An 18,482-nucleotide genomic window follows, 5' to 3' on the forward strand; every position below is an offset into this window, starting at 1 on the left:
CGCAGTCATCGCAGCCCATCATGGGCGTTGGAGAAAACCGTGTTCAATCGCGTCTTCCTGTTCCTGGCCACCAACCTGGCGGTGCTGGTGCTGGCCGGCATCGTGATGCGCCTGTTCGGCATCAATCCGCAGCAGATGAGTGGCCTGCTGGTCATGGCGGCCCTGTTCGGTTTTGGTGGCTCGCTGATCTCGCTGATGTTGTCCAAGACCATGGCCAAGCGCGCCACTGGCGCGGTGGTCATCGAACAGCCGCGCAATGAGGCTGAGCAATGGCTGCTGGCCACGGTGCAGCGGCAGGCGCAGGCGGCCGGCATCGGCATGCCCGAAGTGGCGGTGTACGACGCCCCGGAAATCAACGCTTTCGCCACCGGCGCCAACCGCAACAAATCACTGGTGGCGGTATCGACCGGGCTGCTGCGGCAGATGAACCGCGACGAGGCCGAAGCGGTGCTGGCGCATGAAGTCAGCCACGTCGCCAACGGCGACATGATCACGATGGCCTTGCTGCAGGGTGTGCTGAACACCTTCGTCATCGTGCTGGCGCGGGTGGTCGGCGGCATCATCGACAATTACCTGTCCGGCAATCGCGACAGCCGCGGCCCCGGCTTTGCCTATTTCATCATCGTGATGGTGCTGGAAGTGGTGTTCGGCCTGTTCGCGACGATGATCGCGATGTGGTTCTCGCGTCGCCGCGAGTTCCGTGCCGACGCCGGCGGTGCGCAGCTGGCCGGTCGGAACAAAATGATTGCCGCACTGGAGCGGCTGTCAGCCAATCATTCGGCCAGCACCCTGCCATCGCAGGTGGAAGCGTTTGGCATCGCCGGTGGTGTCGGCCACGGTTTGAAGAAGCTGTTCCTGAGCCATCCGCCGCTGGAACAGCGCATCGCGACCCTGCGCAACAGCCAGACCAGCGTGATGTAAGTCCGCCGGCAATGGATTGTTCGCAGCCGTGGCGGATCGGTAACCGCCACGTCCGCAATGGTTCGACGCGCATGCGCTGCGCGTTGAAGCGCCGCCGCTCTCAGCCGAAGTCGTAGTTCATCACTGGCCCGGAGGTGGCCAGGAAGTTGCCTTCCACGTAATCCACCGCCGAGGTGAACAGGAAGCTCATCGTGCCGGCATCCTGCACGTGTTCGGCGATGGTGATGATGCCCTGTTCCTGGGCGCGCTCGGCGATTTCGCGGATCTTGGTCTGGTGTTCCGGGGTCTTGCTCAATTCCTGGGTGAATACCCGATCAATCTTCAGGAAGGCCGGCTGCACATGGGCCAGCAACTGGAACGAATCGAGCCCGGCACCAAACTGCTCCAGGCCCAGTTTGCAGCCCAGTCGCTGCAAGCCGGCCTGGAACGCCTGCGCCTGGCGCAGATGGGTGAAGACCTTGGCCTCGGCGGTTTCCAGCCACAGGCAGTCGCCGGCGACATCATGGGCGGCCAGTTGCTGGGCAATAACCTCGAGCAGGCGACCATCGGCGAATGAAGCCGGGTTGACCTTGACCAGCAGCCGTACCGGCTTGCCGCTGCGCTTGCGCTCGCCCATGACCTGGATGGCATGGCTGACGACCCAGCGGTCGATCGCATCCAGCAGCTTGTTGTCTTCGGCGATGCCCATGAACGCCTGCGGCATGACCAGCTCGCCATTGGCATCCAGCCGCAGCAGCACTTCGTAGACTTCGGTGGTGTCGCCCTGCAGGCTGACCACCGGCTGGTAATGCAGCACGAAGCCATCGTTGGCCAAGGCCGCCTGCAGCTGCTGCACCCAGCTCTGCACGCGTTCTTCCTCGGCGCGATCGGCGGCGCCGGGATCGAAAATCTCAATCCGGTTGCCGCCCAGGCCGACCGCGGTCTGCAGGCTTTCGGTGGCACGCGCCAGCACCTGGCCGACGCTGGCGATGCGCTCGCCAATCTGCACGCCACCGCTGCTGGCGGTGAACGACACCGAGCGGTTGGCGACGTTGAACACATGCGAGGCGAATGCCGCCTGCAGTTTTTCCGACAGGCTGGCGGTGTTGGCATGGTTGCCGGCCAGCAGGATGGCAAAAGTGCGCTCGCCAAAGCGGGCCACGCTGGCATCGGCCGGCACCCGCTCGCGGATGCGCGCGGCCATCGCCGCGATCAGTTCGTCGGCATGGCTGATGCCGATTTCCGGCAGCAGCCGCTGGAAATGATCCGGTTCCAGCAGCAGCAGTCCGTACTGCTGGTCGCCTTGTGCCACCTTGCTGACCGCGGCTTCCAGTTCGCGCAGGAACGCCGGGCGGTTGAGCAGGCCGGTGACCATGTCGCGCTGGCGCAGTTCCTCGACCTCGCGGGCCAGTTCCGGGTCCAGCTCCTCCCGGCGGCGGAATACCACCTGCACGCAGGATTCGCCTTCATAGGTGGCGGTGGTGAACTCCAGGGTGGCCGGGAAACTGTCGCCATCCAGGCTGCGTGCTTCCAGCTCGAACCGCGGCGGGCTCGCTTCGCCTTTACCGAGTTGCTTGAGCAGTTGCTTGAAATCGGCGACGTACTGCGGTGCGACCAGATCCAGCAGTGACAGGCCTTCGACATCCTCGAACGATTCAAAGCCGAACATTTCCAGGTAAGCCTCGTTGGCCCGGATATGCATGCCTTCGTGGATGTAGGCGATGGGATCGCGCGAAGAGGCGATCAATGCGTCGCAGCGGCGTTCGGTTTCGCGCAGGCTGCCTTCCAGCCGGCGCAGGGCCCGGCGCGCATCCAGATCCACCCATTCGCGGCGGATGATGTTGAGCAGGTGCTCGTCGCGGCCACGCAGGGCCTGGCCGCGCACACCGTGGGCGAGGTCGTCGATGATCTCGGCTTCGCCCAGGGTATCGCTGATGACGATGACCGGAATGTCCTTGCCACTGGCGTCGACCTGCTCCAGCACCTGCGCCAGCGGCACCCCGGTGGCCTTGCGTGCGGCCAATACCAGATCCATCGGCTGGCTGGCCAGCATGCGGGTCAGTTCGGCCAGGTCCAGCGGCCGCAACGGCCTGACCGCGATGCCGCCATTGCGCAGTGCGCTGACGATGGCTTCGGCTTCTTCGCCGCTGTCATCAATCAGGGTCAGGCGCAACGTTGTCTCTTTGCCAATCTGCATGCAAGGCATCCATCGGGGGAGCGGGTTTAATACACGATTGTGAGGGACGGCGTCCAATGCTGCCGTCGCAGTTCGCGGGTGCCTGGCGACCGGCGCGGGTTCGAACGGGCGTGACGCGCTGCAGCGCAGCGGTAATGGCCGCTACAGCGGACGCTTGCCGGTATCGCCGGCGATCTCGCGGACCAGCCGGGGCACCAGATAGCCGGACAGGCGCGTGGCCAGCTCGCGGTGCAGGGCCAGCGCGCGCTGATCATCGACCTCGAAATGGGCGACCCCGGCGACCCGGTCCAGTTGATGCAGGTAGTAGGGCAGCACGCCAGCGGCAAAGCTGCGCTCGCTGAGCGCGGCCAGCGCGTCGACGCTGTCGTTGACCCCACGCAGCAGCACCGACTGGTTGAGCACCTGCGCGCCACTGTCGCGGAGACCGGCGATGGCGGCATCGACATGGCCGTCGAACTCGTTGGCGTGATTGGCATGGACCACGAAGGCGACCGGCCATGGCAGGCTGGCCAGCCACTGGCGCAGGTCGTCGTCGACGCGCTCGGGCAGCACGATCGGCAACCGGCTGTGGATGCGCAGGCGCTTGATGTGCGGCAGCGGACGCAGGGCATCGGTCAGTCCGGCCAGCTTGGGCGTCGCCAGCGACAACGGATCGCCGCCGGACAGCAGCACTTCGTCGATGCCGGGGTCGGATTCAATCTGGGCGATGGCCTGGCGCCAGCCGTCGCGGGCGGCGGTCTGCTCGGCGTAGGGAAAATGGCGGCGGAAGCAATAGCGACAGTTGATCGCGCAGCTGCCGGTGGCCACCAGCAGGGCGCGTCCGCGGTATTTCTGCAGCACCCCGGTGGCGGTGGTGGCGGCACCATCGCCAACCGCGTCCAGGTCGAAACCCGGCACCCGGCGCATTTCATCGTCCAGTGGCAGCACCTGGCGCAGCAACGGATCGTCCGGATCGCCATGCGCCATGCGGGCGACAAAGCCACGCGGCACCCGCATGGCGAACTGCTGGCCGGCCGCCACCGACACCCGCGGCGCCATGCTCTGCAGCCCCAGCAGGGCCAGCAACTCGTGCGGATCGCGCACGGCGTCGCGCCAGAGCTGCTGCCAGCCTGGCTGGCGGGTGCGTGGAAGCTGCAAGGGGTGGGGGGCTGCGGTTATCATGGCGGGTCTGGAAACTGACGCCCGCCGGTTGCGGCGGGCTCCCCATTCTACCGGCCAGCTGCCCCACGCGCGGGGTTGGTCTTACCTCCGAGGAGTTTGCGCATGGCCAGTTATGGCATGAATGATGTCAAGAACGGGATGAAAATCCTGATCAACAACGACCCCGCCATCATTACCGACACCGAATACGTCAAGCCCGGCAAGGGCCAGGCCTTCACCCGCGTCAAGTACCGCCTGATCAAGTCCGGCCGGGTGCAGGAAGTGACGATGAAGAGTACCGACTCGGTGGAAGCGGCCGATGTGGTCGATACCGACATGCAGTACCTGTATTCGGATGGCGAATACTGGCACTTCATGCAGCAGGAGACTTTCGAGCAGGTACAGGCCGACAAGGCCGGCATGGCCGGCGCCGAAAAGTGGCTGAAAGGCGAGGAGGACTGCGTGGTGACCCTGTGGAACGGCACCCCGATCCAGGTCGTGCCGCCGAACTTCGTCGAACTCAAGATCACCGAAACCGATCCCGGCGTGCGCGGCGACACCTCCGGCGGCGGCGGCAAGCCAGCGACGCTGGAAACCGGCGCCGTGGTCCGGGTGCCGCTGTTCGTCAACCAGGATGAAGTGATCAAGGTCGACACCCGCACCGGCGACTACGTCAGCCGCGTCAAGTGACGCATTGGCCCGTGGCCGCGCCAGCGGCCACGGCTTTGCCAATGCGTCATCCCGGCGAACGCCGGGATCCAGCCTTTGCTGTTGCGACCCGTGAGCCATCATGCTCTGCCAATGCGTCATCCCGCCGAAAGCCGGGTTTTCAACCAACGAACGTTGGGTCATCCAGCCTTTGCTGTTGCGGCCGGTGAGCACCAAAGCTTTGCCAATGCGTCATCCCGGCGAAAGCCGGGATCCAGCCTTTGCTGTTGCAATCAACGATCGACCACGGCCTCATCCACACATCGTCATCCCAGTGAGAGCCGGGTTTTCAACCAACGAATGCTGGGTCCTCCAGCTTTTGCTGTTGCAATTCAACGATCAGGCACGGCCTCACCTAAACATCGTCATCCCGGCGAAAGCCGGGTTTTCAACCAACGAATGTTGGGTCATCCAGCTTCGCCGTTGCAGCCAACAAGCGCTATGGCCTCACCCGACCTTCACTCGCATCACTTACAAACGGCTATCTATCTACACCGCAATGACACCGAGCACGCATGAGCACTGATAAGCCACCCGTCACCTGCGATCTGCTGATCGAAGCCGGATTCGTCGTTCCCATCGTGCCGCATGGCGTGGTACTGGAAGATCATGCGGTCGCCGTCAGCGGCAGCCGCATCGTGGCGCTGTTGCCGATTGCCGAGGCGCGCGCACGCTATCAACCGCTGCGGACGGTGTCGCGGCCGGATGCGGTGCTGATGCCGGGCATGGTCAATGCACACACGCACAATCCGATGACCCTGCTGCGTGGCGTGGCCGATGATCTGCCGTTGATGGAATGGCTGAACCAGCATATCTGGCCGGTGGAAGCCGCCGTCATCGGCCCCGAATTTGTCGCCGACGGCATGACCCTGGCAATCGCCGAGATGCTGCGTGGTGGCACCACCTGCGCCAACGAGAACTATTTCTTTCCCGACGTGCAGGCGGCCGTCTACAAGCAGCACGGTTTCCGAGCGCTGGTCGGGCTGCCGGTGATCGATTTCCCGACCGCCTGGGCCAGGACCGCCGACGAATACTTCGACCGCGCCGGCGAGGTCCACGACCAATGGCGCGACGACGAGTTGATCGGCACCGCATTCGCGCCACACGCGCCTTACACCGTCAACGATGCCAACTTCGAACACATCCGCATGCTGTCGGATCAGCTGGACATCCCGGTGCACCTGCACACCCACGAGACGGCGCAGGAAATCAGCGACTCGCTGAAGCAGTACGGGCAACGTCCGTTGGCGCGGCTGGACCGGTTGGGACTGGTCAATGACCGCCTGATTGCCGTGCACATGACCCAGTTGACCGACGCCGAGATCCATCTGTGCGCCGAGCGCGGCGTCAATGTGGTGCATTGCCCGGAGTCGAACCTGAAACTCGCCTCCGGTTTCTGCCCGGCCTGCGCGCTGCAACGCGCAGGTGTCAATCTGGCGATAGGCACTGATGGCTGCGCCAGCAACAACGACCTGGACATGTTCAGCGAAACCCGCACCGCCGCCATCCTGGCCAAGGCCGTGGCCCAGGACCCGACTGCACTGGATGCGGCGACCACGCTGCGCGCCGCCACCCTGGGCGGTGCGATCGCGCTGGGCATGGGCGAGCGGATCGGTTCGATCGAAGCAGGCAAGCAGGCCGATCTGATCTGCGTGGATCTGTCGCAGCTTGAAACCCAGCCAATCCACCACGTGTTGTCGCAGCTGGTCTACGCCAGCGCCCGCCATCTGGTCAGCGATGTCTGGATTGCCGGCCAGCCGAAGCTGGTCCAGCGGCAACTGCTGGACATCGACGTCGAAGCACTGGTCGCCAATGCCCGCCACTGGCGTGAGCGCATCCGTACACTGCATCCGGCGACATGAAGCGCCGCATCCGCCAAGCAGGAGAAGAACAACGATGACCGAACACACTGCACAGAATCCCGGCGGCGCCACGGCTGACAACTTCCGCCAGGCCGAACTCGATAAATTTGGTGCTTTGGCGCAACGATGGTGGGATCCCAACGGCCCGCAGAAAGCGCTGCATGCGCTGAATCCGGCGCGCCTGCAATACGTGCGCGAGCGGGTTTCCCTGGCGGGCGCCAACGTGCTGGACGTCGGGTGTGGTGGCGGCCTGCTCAGCGAAGCGCTGGCCCGCGCCGGTGCGCGGGTGACCGCCATCGATCTGGCGCCGGAACTGATCAAGGTGGCGCGGCTGCATCGGCTGGAATCCAATGTCAGCGTCGATTACCGCGAACAGACGGTGGAGTCGCTGGCCGACCAGCAGGCCGGTGAATTCGATGCCATCACCTGCATGGAGATGCTCGAACACGTGCCGGATCCGGCCTCGGTCATCGCTGCCTGCGCGCGCCTGCTGAAGCCCGGCGGGCAACTGTTCGTGTCCACTCTCAACCGCACCCCGGCGGCCTTCGCGCTGGCGATTGTTGGCGCCGAATACATCGCCCGCCTGCTGCCCAGGGGCACCCATCATTACCGCGAGTTCATCAAGCCGGCAGAACTGGCGGCGTGGTTGCGGCAGGCAGGCCTGCGGACCGAAGACGTCAGCGGATTGATGTACGAGCCCTGGCGCAACCGCGCGCGGATCGTGTCGCGGACCGACGTCAACTATCTGGCGTGTGCATCCAAGCCAGCGCATGAAGGGCAATGACGTGGATGGCAGCAACGTGAGCAGGCCGGCACCGGTGGGTTTTCCCAGGGTGGTGTTGTTTGATCTGGACGGTACCTTGCTGGACAGCGCGCCGGACATGCTGGCCACCGCCAACCAGCTGCGGCAGGCGCACGGCGAAGCGGCAATGAGCCTGGAGCAGATTCGCCCGCATGTCTCCAAGGGCTCGCGGGCGATGCTGGCGGCCGCTTTCCCGGCGCTGGCCGTGGCCGAGCGCGATGCGCTGGTGCAGCCGTTCCTGGATGCCTACCAGGGTTTGTCGGGCCAGCACGCGCGCCTGTTCGACGGCGTCGAGCCGATGCTGGCCGCGCTGGAGGCCGCTGGCACCGCCTGGGGCATCGTCACCAACAAACCCGAATATCTGGCTCGCGAGATCCTGCCGATGCTGGGTTGGCAGCAGCGTTGCCAGGTGCTGATTGGCGGCGACAGCCTGGCCGAAAGAAAACCCCATCCGCTGCCGCTGCAGGTCGCCGCCGAGCGACTGGGCGTGGCACCGGCCGAATGCGTATACGTGGGCGATGACGAACGCGATATCGTCGCCGCGCGCGCCGCCGGCATGCCGTCGATCGCCGCGCTCTGGGGTTACCGCCAGGCCGATGAGCAGCCCGCGCAGTGGCAGGCCGACATGATGTGCGAACAGGCCAGCGAACTGCTGGACCCGGCGCGTTGGCCGTCAACCAGGAGTGAGCGCGGTGATGGCTGACTCGCCGGCGCTCGACAGCTTCCTCGACAAATGGCGGCAGCGCTGGCCGGAGTGGTCACTGGCCAGCGTGTTCGTGGCACCGACGCAGCGCGAGGTCGCGGTGGCGTGGTTCGCGTTGCTGCAGGAATTCGAGAATGTCCTGAACATCAGCGGTGACCCGTTGCCGGCCGACGCCAAGCTGGCGTGGTGGGGCGAAGAATTGCGCGACTGGTCGCGGCACCGTTCGCGGCATCCGCTGGGGCGCGTGCTGGAGCCGTGCAAGGCGCCGTGGGCGGCGCTGGCGGAAACGCTACCGCGACTGGTCGAGGCGCGTGGCATGGCAGCCGACGGCGGTCACGCGCTGGCGCTGCTGCAACCGCTGGGCGAGGCCATTGCCGCGGTCGAACAGGCGTTGTTTGGCGCTGCCGCCGATGCCCGCGTGGTGAACGTGGCGTCGGTACAACTGTTGGCCTCACGTTGGCTGGAAGGCGAGCATGCCGGCGCGTCGGAGCTGGCCGCGGCCAAAGCCCTGCTGGCGCAATGGTCATCCAGCCGGGTAGGCGGCCGGCCGCGGCGGCTGTGGTCAGCGTTCGCGCGTGCGCGGCTGGCGCGCTTTGTCGCCGCCGGCAAGCCGACGCCGCTGCCATCGCCGATGCGCCTGCTGTGGACGGCGTGGTGGGCGGCCGCCGGCGCCCGATAGGCCCTGGCAATGCCGGTGATAGGCCGCCGGTTTCTGCGTAACAGACTGTTTCATCAAAGGTTTGTGGCGAACGGTTACACTGGGCGCTGTTTTCAGTGACGACCTCCCCATGTCCACCCCACGCCCTGTTCTTGCCGACGTTGCCGATCAATCCGTGCCGCATGCGCGCGCGCTGGACTGGGTGGGCATGGAAGGCATCGCCCTGCCGATCCGACTGGCGGATGTGGATGGCCAGCCGGTGATGGTCCCGGCCAGCATCGATCTGTCGGTCAACCTGACCAATCCAGACGCCCGTGGCATCCACATGTCGCGGTTGTATCTGCAATTGCAGCAGGGCCTCGCCAGTGAGGTGATCACGCCCGCCGGCCTGCGCCACCTGTTGAGCAACAGCGTGGCCTCGCAGCAGGGACTGGCATCGCAGGCGCGGCTGGTCATCCGCTATGAAGCGCTGTTGCAGCGGCGCGCGCTGGAAAGCGAGTTCGCCGGCTGGAAGCGCTACCCGGTCGAAATCGAAGCGACCCTGGTCGATGAACACCTGCAGCTGGCCTTGTCGCTGGCGGTTGAATACTCCAGCACCTGTCCGGCTTCGGCGGCGTTGTCGCGCCAGGCCAATGCCGCCCGCTTCGATACCGACTTCGCCGACGCCACGCCGCTGTCGCCGCAGGTGGTCAGCGACTGGCTGGCATCCGAACGCGGCATGGCCGCCACCCCGCATGCGCAGCGCAGTCGCGCCAGCGTGCGCGTGCAACTGCGTCCGCAGTTCGACGAGCTGCCGCTGGTGGCCCTGATCGACGCACTGGAAGCGGTGCTGGCGACACCGGTACAGACTGCGGTCAAGCGTGTCGACGAACAGGCGTTTGCCCGCCTGAATGCGGAAAACCTGATGTTCTGCGAAGACGCCGCGCGGCGGGTGGCCTCGGTGCTGTCCACCGATCCGCGGGTCGAAGCGTTCGACGCCACGGTCGCCCATTTCGAAAGCCTGCACCCGCACGATGCCGTCGCCCGCGTCAGTGGGCGCGGTCCCTGAGCAGCCGTCATGACCGGTGCCGAGCGGTCCAGGGTGGCCGCCCCCGGTCGCTGTTGATGGCCGCGGTGCCCGGATTTACACGCCGGCCGCCGAAACTGGCTATTCTCACATTTGAGTCCGCATCCTAGAGCAGGGTCATGGGGAACCCTTGGGGTCGGGTGGTCGGCGTGCTGCTGTCGATGTGCACGGTTGCCGGCGCCAGTGCCCAGACGCTGACATTGCAACGTCTCGACGCCGAGGCCACGACGGCCGAGGTGGTCGCGGGCACGCGTCCGCTGCCATGGCAGGACAATCGCAACGGCGACGTCATCTTTGAAGGCTCGCATCACCCCCGCTGGTGGAAGCTGACCGCCACCCGGTCGTTTCCGGCCAGCCAGCAGCCGCGCCTGCTGCTGGAGTCGCCGTATCTGACCCGGGTCCAGGCCTGGGTGCCTGGTTCAACCAGTCCCAGCCGCCATGCGCTGTACGGTGCGGATGCCGACGACCGATATTCGACCCGTGCACTGGTCATCGATCTACCGTCCGGACTAGAGGCCGGTGACTCGGTGCTGTTGCGCGTCGAAGCACCCGCGGCGATACCGATGCGGGCTTCGCTGGTGCCGCTGGCGCAGGTGCATCGCGGTGATCTGCTGTTTGTCGGCTGGCGCAGTTTCATTCTCGGCAGCCTGAGCGTGCTGCCGTTGCTGGCGCTGACGTTGTGGCTGCGGCTGCGCGATCCGCAGTACCTGTATTTTGCCGCCAGCGTCTTGTTGGTGACGTTGTACCTGCTGGCGCTGGGCGGCGAGATGCGGGCCATTCCGTGGCTGGCCGGGATTGCCGGCAGCGGGGTCGGTTTCGCGCGGGTGACGGCGGGGCTGGCCACGGTTTGCATGATCCTTTTCCAGCGCCGCTACCTGCAGTTGCCGCAGTTCATGCCGCGGGTGTCGCGCTGGCTGGCCGGCTGCGTCGCCGCGATTCTGGCCATCAGCGTCTTCAACGTGTTTTCAGAGGCCTCGCTGGGCAGCCTGGCTGGCAACGTGTGCCTGTTGATTTCAGGCATGCTGCTGGTCGGCAGCGGCGTGGTGATGGCCTGGCGCGGTCAACGCCAGGCCTGGGCACTGCTGTTTTCGTGGCTGCCGTTCCTGCTGCTGGCGATGCTGCGCACCGCCGAACTGGCCGGCTGGCTGCTGGGGCCGCCCTGGCTCGGCCACGGCATCACCATCAGCGTCGCGCTGTCGGCGTTGCTGCTCAGCATCGGCATGGCCGACACCATGCTGCAGCTGCGCCGCGATCGCGACCACGCCAGCCGCCGCGCCAACGTCGACAGCCTGACCGGCATGTCCACCCGGCTGGCAGTGGACGAATATCTGGCCAAGGCCATCCAGGATGCGGCGGCCAATGCCACACCGCTGTCGATCGCCTTCATCGACGTCGATCACTTCAAGGCGGTCAATGATCGCCATGGCCATGCGATAGGCGATGAGTGCCTGCGCATCCTGGCCGCGCGCGTGCGCCGGCAACTGCGCGCCAGCGACATGCTTGGCCGTTATGGCGGTGACGAAATGCTGGCAGTGATGCCCGGCATGGATCTGGAGCAGGCCCGGGTGCGTGCCGAGGCCATGCGCAACACGGTCGACGTGCGACCCATCGATATCAATCACCTCAGCCTGGACGTATCGCTGAGCATCGGCGTGGCCCAGTGGCAACCCGGCGAGCTGCTGGAACAGCTGCTGCAACGCGCCGACATGGCGCTGTACGCCGGCAAGGCCGCCGGCCGCAACCGCACCTGCCTGGCGGCCGCCAGCCAGACATTTTCCCCATGCGAGACCATGCAATGACCGATGCAAACCCCGCCCTGGACTCCACCATCGACGCCAATCTGCTGCAGACCGCGGACATCCTGCTGATGCGCGGCACCGGACCACTGTCGACGCTGATCGCCTGGTGCGGCGACAGCATCTACAGCCATGCCGCGATTACCGCCGACAAGGATGACCTGATCGAAGCCTCCGCCGTCGGCGTGCGTCGCTATCCGTTGCAGAAGCGACTGCTGGACACCGACAACTACTACTTTGTCGACGGCTTCAGGCCGCAGGCCGGCGGTGAGCCGCTCAGTCCGCCGGATCGTGGCAGTGTGCTGGCGCATGCCGTGTCGTTGCTGGGCGTGCCGTATCCACTCGACAGCCTGGCCACGCTGGGCGTGGTGGTCGCCATCCGCGGCAAACTTCCGCAGCACTGGCTGGCGCGCATCGTGGTGCGCGAGGCGCTGGATCACCTGGTCAAGGACAATCCTTCGCACATGGTCTGCAGTGAAGTGGTGTACCGGGCGCTGGCCGAGTGCGACGTCACCCCGGAAGGACGTCTGGCACCGGTGATCGTGCTGACTCCGCCGACCCATATGCCGTTCCCACCGGTGGACTGGAAAGAACTGTGGGACGAAGTCTGGCCGTTGCTGCATCCACAGCGGCAGTCGCATCTGGCGACGCTGGCGGGACAGTTGCAGGACGGGCAGGGCAGCGTGCTGCAAGCCGGCAGCATCGACCCGGCGTTGCAGGTGGGCGATGACGAATTGCAGCAGCGCGCACGACAGGTACGCGAGCAGCTTGGCCTGGATGCTTCGCCGTTGCCGCAGCTGGGCGACATCGCCAGCGCGGGTGCGGAGCGTGTGGAGATGCCGGCGACGGTCATTCCGCATCCCAACCCCAAGCTGGTGATGCCGCTGGATCTGGCGGCATCGCCGAGTAATCACCTGCTGGGTCGATTGATGGATTCAGGCAAGCTGCCGCCAACCTGATCCGGTCACCTCGACGCCGGGCCGCGCAACGTGCATTTCGCGGTCAGACGGTTACTGGCTGCCGCGTTCCAGCACCAGCAGCGGATCAATGCGGATCGTGAACCAGCTCATGCCCCAATGCAGGTGTGGGCCGGTAGCGCGGCCGGTGGCGCCAACCGCGCCAATCACCTGGCCCTGCTGCACGCGATCACCGACCTTGACGTCGATGCGCGACAGATGCAGGAAATTGGAGCTGACGCCATGGCCGTGGTCGAGCAGCACGGTGCCACCGGTCAGGTATAGATCGGCATCGGCGAAGGTGATGATGCCGGCGGCGGGCGCCTTGACCGGGGTCCCGGTCGGCACCGCGATATCCATGCCCGAATGTCCGGACGGACTGGGCTGGCCGTTGTAGACGCGGGCATTGCCGAAGCGGCCGCTGATGCGACCCTGCACCGGCCAGATGAAGGTCTGGGCGAAGTCGGCACGATCATCGTCGCGTTCGCGCGCGGCGGTGACCTCGGCCTGTTCGCGCTTGATCCGCTCGGCGATGGCCGGTGGCGGGTTGACCGTCTTCGGTGGCACCCCGTTGATCCGTTCGGTCGGCCAGTCGCGGGCGGTGACGGCAATCTGCCGCACCTGCCGGCTGCCATCGGCCAGCGTCACCTCGACCTGCAGCGGCCCGGTCTGGTTGCGGCCGACGCCAAATACCACCGTGCCGTAAGGCGTCGGGCGCAGCTCATGGCCGTCGAAGCGGGCACGCGCATCGGCCGGGATCCTGCCCAGCACCAGCGCCCCCTGCGATACCGAGGCCGGGAACACGAGCTGCGCGTCGGCCGCCTGCTCACTGGGCGCCGGTACGCTTTGGGCCATGGCCAACGGTGCCAGCAGCAATGCCAGCACGATTGCCACTGCCCTCATCGATCAAATTCCAGCCGCTGCCCGCGCGGGGTGCCGACCAGCTGTTCGCCATTCCAGACCAGCGCGCCATTGACCCAGGTGGCGCCGATCTTTGAACGGAAGGTAGTGCCTTCGAACGGCGACCAGCCACATTTGGACAGCACGTCCTCGCGCTTGACCGTGAACGGGCCATCGTCGATCAACACCAGATCCGCCCAGTAGCCTTCGCGCAGGTAGCCGCGCTCCTTGACGTCGAACAGCTGCGCTGGGGCGTGCGCGAACTTGTTGACGATCTGGGCCACCGTGGAACGGCCTTCATGGACCAGCTCCAGCGCTGCGTTCAGTGCGTACTGGACCAGCGGCAAGCCCGATGGGGCCTGTGAGTAGGGCTTGGACTTCTCTTCCAGCGTATGCGGCGCATGATCGGTGGCCAGCACGTCGATGACGTCCTCGGCCAGTGCCTTGATCAGTGCTTCGCGGTCGCTGGCATCCTTGATCGCCGGGTTGCACTTGATGAAATTGCCCAGCCGCGCGTAATCGCCGCGGTCAAAGCGCAGGAAATGGATGCAGGTCTCGGCGGTGATGCGCTTGCGGGTACCGTCGGCGGCGACCAGCGGACCGGGAGTGAACAGGGCCAGCTCGTCGGCGGTGGAGATGTGCAGCACGTGCAGCCGCGTGTTGTGCCTGCGTGCCAGTGACAACGCCAGCCGGGTCGACTTGATGCAGGCCTCGCGGCTGCGGATGTCAGGGTGGCACTCGACCGGGATGTCCTCGCCATAGCGGGCCTTGAAGGCCGCCAGGTTGGCATCGATGGTCGGGGTGTCCTCGCAATGGGTGATGATCGGCGTGGGTGCGTCGCGGAAGATCGCATCCAGGGTGTCCGGGTTGTCGACCAGCATGTTGCCGGTCGAGGCGCCCATGAACACCTTGACCCCCGGCGTGGTCAGCGGGTCGATGGCCTGGATCGCCGCCAGGTTGTCGTTGCTGGCGCCCATGTAGAAGCCATGGTTGCCCCATACGCGGCCCTTGGCGCGCTGGTACTTGTCTTCCAGCGCGACGGCGTCGAGGGTCGGCGGGCTGGTGTTGGGCATGTCCATGAAGGTGGTCAGGCCACCGGCCACGGCTGCCGCCGATTCGGTCGCCATGTCGCCCTTGTGCGGCATCCCCGGTTCGCGGAAGTGGACCTGGTCATCGATCATGCCGGGCAACAGCCAGCGGCCGCCGGCATCAATCACCTTGTCCTCGGCGCGGGCCGGGATGTGACCGCCGACGCGGGTGATGCGACCGTTCTCGAAACGCAGGTCGCCTTCGGTTTCCTGGCCTTCGTTGACCAGTCGGGCGTTGACTATCAGGGTGGCTGGCATCAGTGCTTTCCGTGATGAGTGCATGAAGAGGGGGCATCGGGGACGGGATCCAGCCCGCCCGGATGCAGAGGGTGGCAGCGGCCGATGCGCTTGAGCGCCATCCAGCTGCCCTTAACCGGACCAAACCGGGCGATGGCCTGCATCGCGTACTCCGAGCAGGAAGGCACGAAACGGCAGCGCGGCCCCAGCAACGGGCTGATGAAACGCTTGTAGAACCGCAGCAGGGCGATGAGCAGACGGCCAACCATGCGCCTATGATAGGTCAGTTGGCTTGCCGCTGCCCGCTGGGTAGGCTATAAAGTCGCGCTTTCCCGGAATCGGGAAGAAAAACAAGGAAGCGCTGTTCGTGGCCGCAAAAAAACCTGCCAAGAAGGCCGCCAAGGCCGTCAAGAAACCCGCCAAGACCGTTGCCAAGAAGCCAGTCGCGAAGAAAGCTGTCGCGAAAAAGGCCGTTGCCAAGAAGCCGGCCACCAAACCGGTGGCGAAGAGGGCAGCGGCCAAACCCGTCACCGGCAAGCCGGCGGCGAAGAAGGCGCCTGTTGCCAAGAAAACCGCTGCCAGCAAGGCGCCGGTGAAGAAGCCGGTGGCCAAGACCGGCAAGCCCGCCGTCGCCAAGCAGGCCGCGGTGAAGAAGGTTGCGTCCAAGCCCACGGCCAACAAGCCGGCAGCCAAGGCCGCACCCAGCAAAGCACCGGCCAGGAAAGCCGCCAGCAAGACCCCGGCCACGGTCGCCAAGACCGCTGCCAAAGCCGCACCCAAATCCGTGCCGAAAGCGGCCAGCAAAGCCGCCCCCGCAAAATCCGCAGCCCCCAAGGCGACCCCACGCGCCGTAGAAAAAGCCGCTCAACCAGCCGCCGCTCCTGCGTCCGCACCGGCCGCCAAGGCTCAAGCCACAAAGAAGCCAGTGCCAGTCTCCAAAACCAAAAGCAACACATCTCCCCGCCCGGCACCTGCCGCTCCCGCAACCAGCAAAGCCACGCCGGTGCCGCGCGCCGTTGGCAAGGTGGCCGTCGCCGTCGCCGCCAAGCCGCAGGCACCCGTCGTGCGTGAGAAGGTGAAGGTCGTGCCTTACAAAACTGATGAAGCCACCGGTCGTCCGATTGTCCCGGCCGGTTACAAGCCCAGCGCCGACGAGGAGTACATGAGCCCGTTGCAGCTGGAATACTTCCGCCAGCGCCTGCTCAACTGGCGCGCGGATCTGGTCGAGGAATCCAAGCAGACCATCGAAAACCTCAAGGATGAAGTGCGCGACATCGGCGACGAAGCCGAACGCGCCACCCGCGAAACCGAAAACTCGCTGGAACTGCGTACCCGCGACCGCTACCGCAAGCTGATCGGCAAGATCGACAGCACGCTCAAGCGCCTGGATGCCGGTGACTACGGTTACTGCGTCGACACCGGTGAGGAAATCGGCCTGGACCGGCTGGAAGCCCGCCTCACCGCCGAACGCACCATCGATGCGCAGGAACGCTGGGAGCATATGCAGAAGCAGCAGGGCGACTGAGCCCGGCGCTGGCCTGCAACTGGCCATCGACACGCACGCAGAAAGCCCGCGCAAGCGGGCTTTCTGCTGTCGCTGCCACCTCCAGCCCGGGGCGGCGGTCTCGCCTTGCTGTGAATGCCGTTCAAGCGCCTGCATCGCGACGGCCGGCAGATACATCCCAATATCCGCAACCGGATCCGTCCGCGGGCCGGGCCCGGCAGCGGGCTACTGCAGGTCGCGCAGATCCAGCCGGCGCAGCGCCGGCGCCTTGACACTGGTGATGCCGACCACGCCCAGCGTCACCAGGCCGCCGACCACGACCGCCGGTACCAGTCCAATCAGGCGGGCCATGGTGCCGTCGTAGAACGCGCCCAGCTCGTTGGACGAACCGATGAAAATGCCGTTGATGGAAGACACCCGGCCGCGCATTTCATCGGGCGTGACCAGTTGCAGGATGGTCGAGCGCACCACCATCGACACCCCGTCGCAGGCGCCATAGGCCAGCAGGATGACCGCCGACAGCCAGAAATGCCGCGACAGGCCGAACGCAATCGTGCACAGGCCAAAGCCAGCCACCGCCAGCAACAGGGTGCGGCCGGCATTCTTCTGCAGCGGGTGCCGGGCCAGCCACAGGCCGACCAGCACCGAGCCCAGCGCCGGTGCCGCGCGCAGGATGCCCAGGCCTTCCGGGCCGTAGTGCAGGATGTCGTGGATGAAAGCCGGCAGCATCGACACCGCGCCGCCCAGCAGTACCGAGAACATGTCCAGGGTCATCGCCGCCAGCATGATCTGGTTGCCGAACACGAACTGGATGCCTTCGACGATGCTGCCGAAGATCGGCGCACGCTGGCTGGCCGGCGGTGGTTCGCTGACCCGCAACAGTGCCAGCGCCAGCATCGCCAGCAGGGCGAAGCCGGCCGCGGTGGCATAGGCGACGGTGGTACCGGCCCAGCCGACCAGCGCACCGCCCAGCGCCGGTCCCAGCACCATGCCGCCCTGGAACACCACGCTGCCGAGGCTGGCGCCACGGGCGAACTGTTCACGCGGCAGGACCCGCGCGAACAGCGCGTTGTAGATCGGGCTGAGGAACGAGCGCACCACACCGGTCAGCGCGATCGCCGCGTAGATCGGCCAGACCCCGTGCCAGGGCAGGCGGTCGCTGGCAATCACCACCAGCAGGCCGGCGGTCAGCAACAGGCCGGCGCAGGCCAGCATGCCCAGCTTGCGCCGTGGCAGGTGATCGACCAGATAGCCGGCAAACGGCGCCACGCAGAAGTAAGGCAGGACTTCGGCCAGGCCAATCAGGCCCAGTGAAAAAGGATTGCCGGTGATCTTGTAGACATGCCAGCCGACCGTCACCGCCACGATCTGGTAGGACAGAATGGCGAAGATGCGATAGCCCATCACCGCGACGAAGCCGCGGTTGCGCAGCATCGCCCAGGCCGATGCCACGTCCGACGATGGCGCGGCGGTCATTGCAGCTGGCGCTGGGCGGTGTCGCGGATGAACGCCAGCAGCGAGGCAAGGCCGTTGCTGCGGGTCGGCGACAGATGCTTGGCCAGGCCGATGTCGGCGATGTAGTCGGGATCGGCGGCCAGGATCTCCTGTGCCGAACGACCCGAGTAGACCCGCAGGGCCAGGTAGATCAGGCCAGAGACGATGGCCGAATCGCTGATGGCATGGAAGTCCAGCCGCTGCGCGTCGCCCTGCGGCACGATCCAGACCATCGACTGGCAGCCGAGCAGGCGGTGCTGCTCGGTTTTCCACTCGGCCGGCAGATCCGGCAACTTGCGGCCAAGATCGATCAGGTACTGGTAGCGTTCGGACCAGTCGCCGAAGAACGCGAACTCGTCCTTGATCGCCTGTTGGGCCTGTGCCGGGGTGGATTCGAGGGGGAAGGGGGATTCAATCACTGGGTCATGTCACTCAAGTAGGCGGCGGAATCGCCGTGTCCGCGACAGCCGG

The 18,482-nt window shown here is 65.9% G+C and carries 18 protein-coding genes; 11 read left to right on the forward strand and 7 right to left on the reverse strand.

All coding sequences use genetic code 11. The annotated features are described in order from the left end of the window. Positions 1 to 39 precede the first annotated feature (39 nt). Positions 40 to 921, forward strand: coding sequence for a protease HtpX (gene htpX, locus ABB29_RS03525; RefSeq protein WP_057657530.1), 882 nt, complete (start codon positions 40 to 42; stop codon positions 919 to 921). 100 nt (positions 922 to 1,021) lie between these two features. Here htpX and ABB29_RS03530 read toward each other — a convergent pair whose 3' ends face one another. Both ABB29_RS03530 and epmB read right to left on the reverse strand, forming a co-directional pair. Beyond that, positions 1,022 to 3,097, reverse strand: a complete 2,076-nt coding sequence (locus ABB29_RS03530) for an EAL domain-containing response regulator (RefSeq protein ID WP_057657236.1) — start codon at positions 3,095 to 3,097, stop codon at positions 1,022 to 1,024. 141 nt (positions 3,098 to 3,238) lie between these two features. Next, positions 3,239 to 4,258 (reverse strand): EF-P beta-lysylation protein EpmB, encoded by a 1,020-nt coding sequence (gene epmB, locus ABB29_RS03535; protein WP_057657237.1) that lies wholly within the window; start codon positions 4,256 to 4,258, stop codon positions 3,239 to 3,241. 102 nt (positions 4,259 to 4,360) lie between these two features. Here epmB and efp point away from each other — a divergent pair, with 102 nt between their 5' ends. The 9 genes from efp (at position 4,361) to ABB29_RS03575 (ending at position 12,791) form a co-directional block, all read left to right on the forward strand. Continuing rightward, positions 4,361 to 4,927: an elongation factor P gene (gene efp / locus ABB29_RS03540; RefSeq protein ID WP_057657238.1), complete on the forward strand. Its 567-nt coding sequence runs from the start codon at positions 4,361 to 4,363 to the stop codon at positions 4,925 to 4,927. Between the two features lie 100 nt (positions 4,928 to 5,027). Beyond that, positions 5,028 to 5,471 (forward strand): hypothetical protein, encoded by a 444-nt coding sequence (locus tag ABB29_RS16270; protein ID WP_157062482.1) that lies wholly within the window; start codon positions 5,028 to 5,030, stop codon positions 5,469 to 5,471. Continuing rightward, complete coding sequence (locus ABB29_RS03545; protein ID WP_057657239.1) at positions 5,461 to 6,807, forward strand: TRZ/ATZ family hydrolase; 1,347 nt, start codon at positions 5,461 to 5,463, stop codon at positions 6,805 to 6,807. The genes ABB29_RS16270 and ABB29_RS03545 overlap by 11 nt, the downstream gene beginning before the upstream one ends. A 34-nt stretch (positions 6,808 to 6,841) precedes the next feature. Then, a complete protein-coding gene (ubiG, locus tag ABB29_RS03550; protein ID WP_057657240.1) occupies positions 6,842 to 7,591 on the forward strand; it encodes a bifunctional 2-polyprenyl-6-hydroxyphenol methylase/3-demethylubiquinol 3-O-methyltransferase UbiG in 750 nt (249 codons plus the stop codon). Then, positions 7,578 to 8,312 (forward strand): phosphoglycolate phosphatase, encoded by a 735-nt coding sequence (locus ABB29_RS03555; protein WP_057657241.1) that lies wholly within the window; start codon positions 7,578 to 7,580, stop codon positions 8,310 to 8,312. Before ubiG ends, ABB29_RS03555 begins: the two co-directional genes overlap by 14 nt. Next, on the forward strand, positions 8,305 to 8,991 hold the full coding sequence (locus ABB29_RS03560) for a hypothetical protein (protein WP_057657531.1): 687 nt from the start codon (positions 8,305 to 8,307) through the stop codon (positions 8,989 to 8,991). The genes ABB29_RS03555 and ABB29_RS03560 overlap by 8 nt, the downstream gene beginning before the upstream one ends. A 109-nt stretch (positions 8,992 to 9,100) precedes the next feature. Next, a complete protein-coding gene (gene folE2, locus ABB29_RS03565; protein ID WP_057657242.1) occupies positions 9,101 to 10,018 on the forward strand; it encodes a GTP cyclohydrolase FolE2 in 918 nt (305 codons plus the stop codon). Between the two features lie 137 nt (positions 10,019 to 10,155). Continuing rightward, positions 10,156 to 11,835, forward strand: coding sequence for a GGDEF domain-containing protein (locus ABB29_RS03570; RefSeq protein ID WP_057657243.1), 1,680 nt, complete (start codon positions 10,156 to 10,158; stop codon positions 11,833 to 11,835). Next, positions 11,832 to 12,791, forward strand: coding sequence for a hypothetical protein (locus ABB29_RS03575; RefSeq protein WP_245622526.1), 960 nt, complete (start codon positions 11,832 to 11,834; stop codon positions 12,789 to 12,791). The genes ABB29_RS03570 and ABB29_RS03575 overlap by 4 nt, the downstream gene beginning before the upstream one ends. 51 nt (positions 12,792 to 12,842) lie before the next feature. Here ABB29_RS03575 and ABB29_RS03580 read toward each other — a convergent pair whose 3' ends face one another. From ABB29_RS03580 to yidD, 3 genes are read right to left on the reverse strand one after another with little or no spacing between them, the layout of a single operon-like run. Continuing rightward, positions 12,843 to 13,691, reverse strand: coding sequence for a M23 family metallopeptidase (locus ABB29_RS03580; RefSeq protein WP_057657244.1), 849 nt, complete (start codon positions 13,689 to 13,691; stop codon positions 12,843 to 12,845). Continuing rightward, positions 13,688 to 15,034 (reverse strand): dihydroorotase, encoded by a 1,347-nt coding sequence (locus ABB29_RS03585; protein ID WP_057657245.1) that lies wholly within the window; start codon positions 15,032 to 15,034, stop codon positions 13,688 to 13,690. The genes ABB29_RS03580 and ABB29_RS03585 overlap by 4 nt, the downstream gene beginning before the upstream one ends. Next, positions 15,034 to 15,282: a membrane protein insertion efficiency factor YidD gene (yidD, locus tag ABB29_RS03590; RefSeq protein WP_057657246.1), complete on the reverse strand. Its 249-nt coding sequence runs from the start codon at positions 15,280 to 15,282 to the stop codon at positions 15,034 to 15,036. Before yidD ends, ABB29_RS03585 begins: the two co-directional genes overlap by 1 nt. A 98-nt stretch (positions 15,283 to 15,380) precedes the next feature. Here yidD and dksA point away from each other — a divergent pair, with 98 nt between their 5' ends. Continuing rightward, on the forward strand, positions 15,381 to 16,538 hold the full coding sequence (gene dksA / locus ABB29_RS03595) for an RNA polymerase-binding protein DksA (protein WP_057657247.1): 1,158 nt from the start codon (positions 15,381 to 15,383) through the stop codon (positions 16,536 to 16,538). A gap of 204 nt (positions 16,539 to 16,742) precedes the next feature. Here the strand turns inward: dksA and ABB29_RS03600 are convergent, their stop codons facing one another. Both ABB29_RS03600 and ABB29_RS03605 read right to left on the reverse strand, forming a co-directional pair. Then, positions 16,743 to 17,993 carry an MFS transporter gene (locus ABB29_RS03600; RefSeq protein WP_057657248.1) on the reverse strand — a complete coding sequence of 417 codons (1,251 nt, stop codon included), beginning with the start codon at positions 17,991 to 17,993 and terminating at the stop codon, positions 16,743 to 16,745. After that, complete coding sequence (locus tag ABB29_RS03605; RefSeq protein ID WP_057657249.1) at positions 17,990 to 18,430, reverse strand: SufE family protein; 441 nt, start codon at positions 18,428 to 18,430, stop codon at positions 17,990 to 17,992. Before ABB29_RS03605 ends, ABB29_RS03600 begins: the two co-directional genes overlap by 4 nt. Positions 18,431 to 18,482 lie beyond the last annotated feature (52 nt).

It is taken from the genome of Pseudoxanthomonas dokdonensis (assembly GCF_001431405.1).
Taxonomy (GTDB): Bacteria; Pseudomonadota; Gammaproteobacteria; order Xanthomonadales; family Xanthomonadaceae; genus Pseudoxanthomonas_A; species Pseudoxanthomonas_A dokdonensis.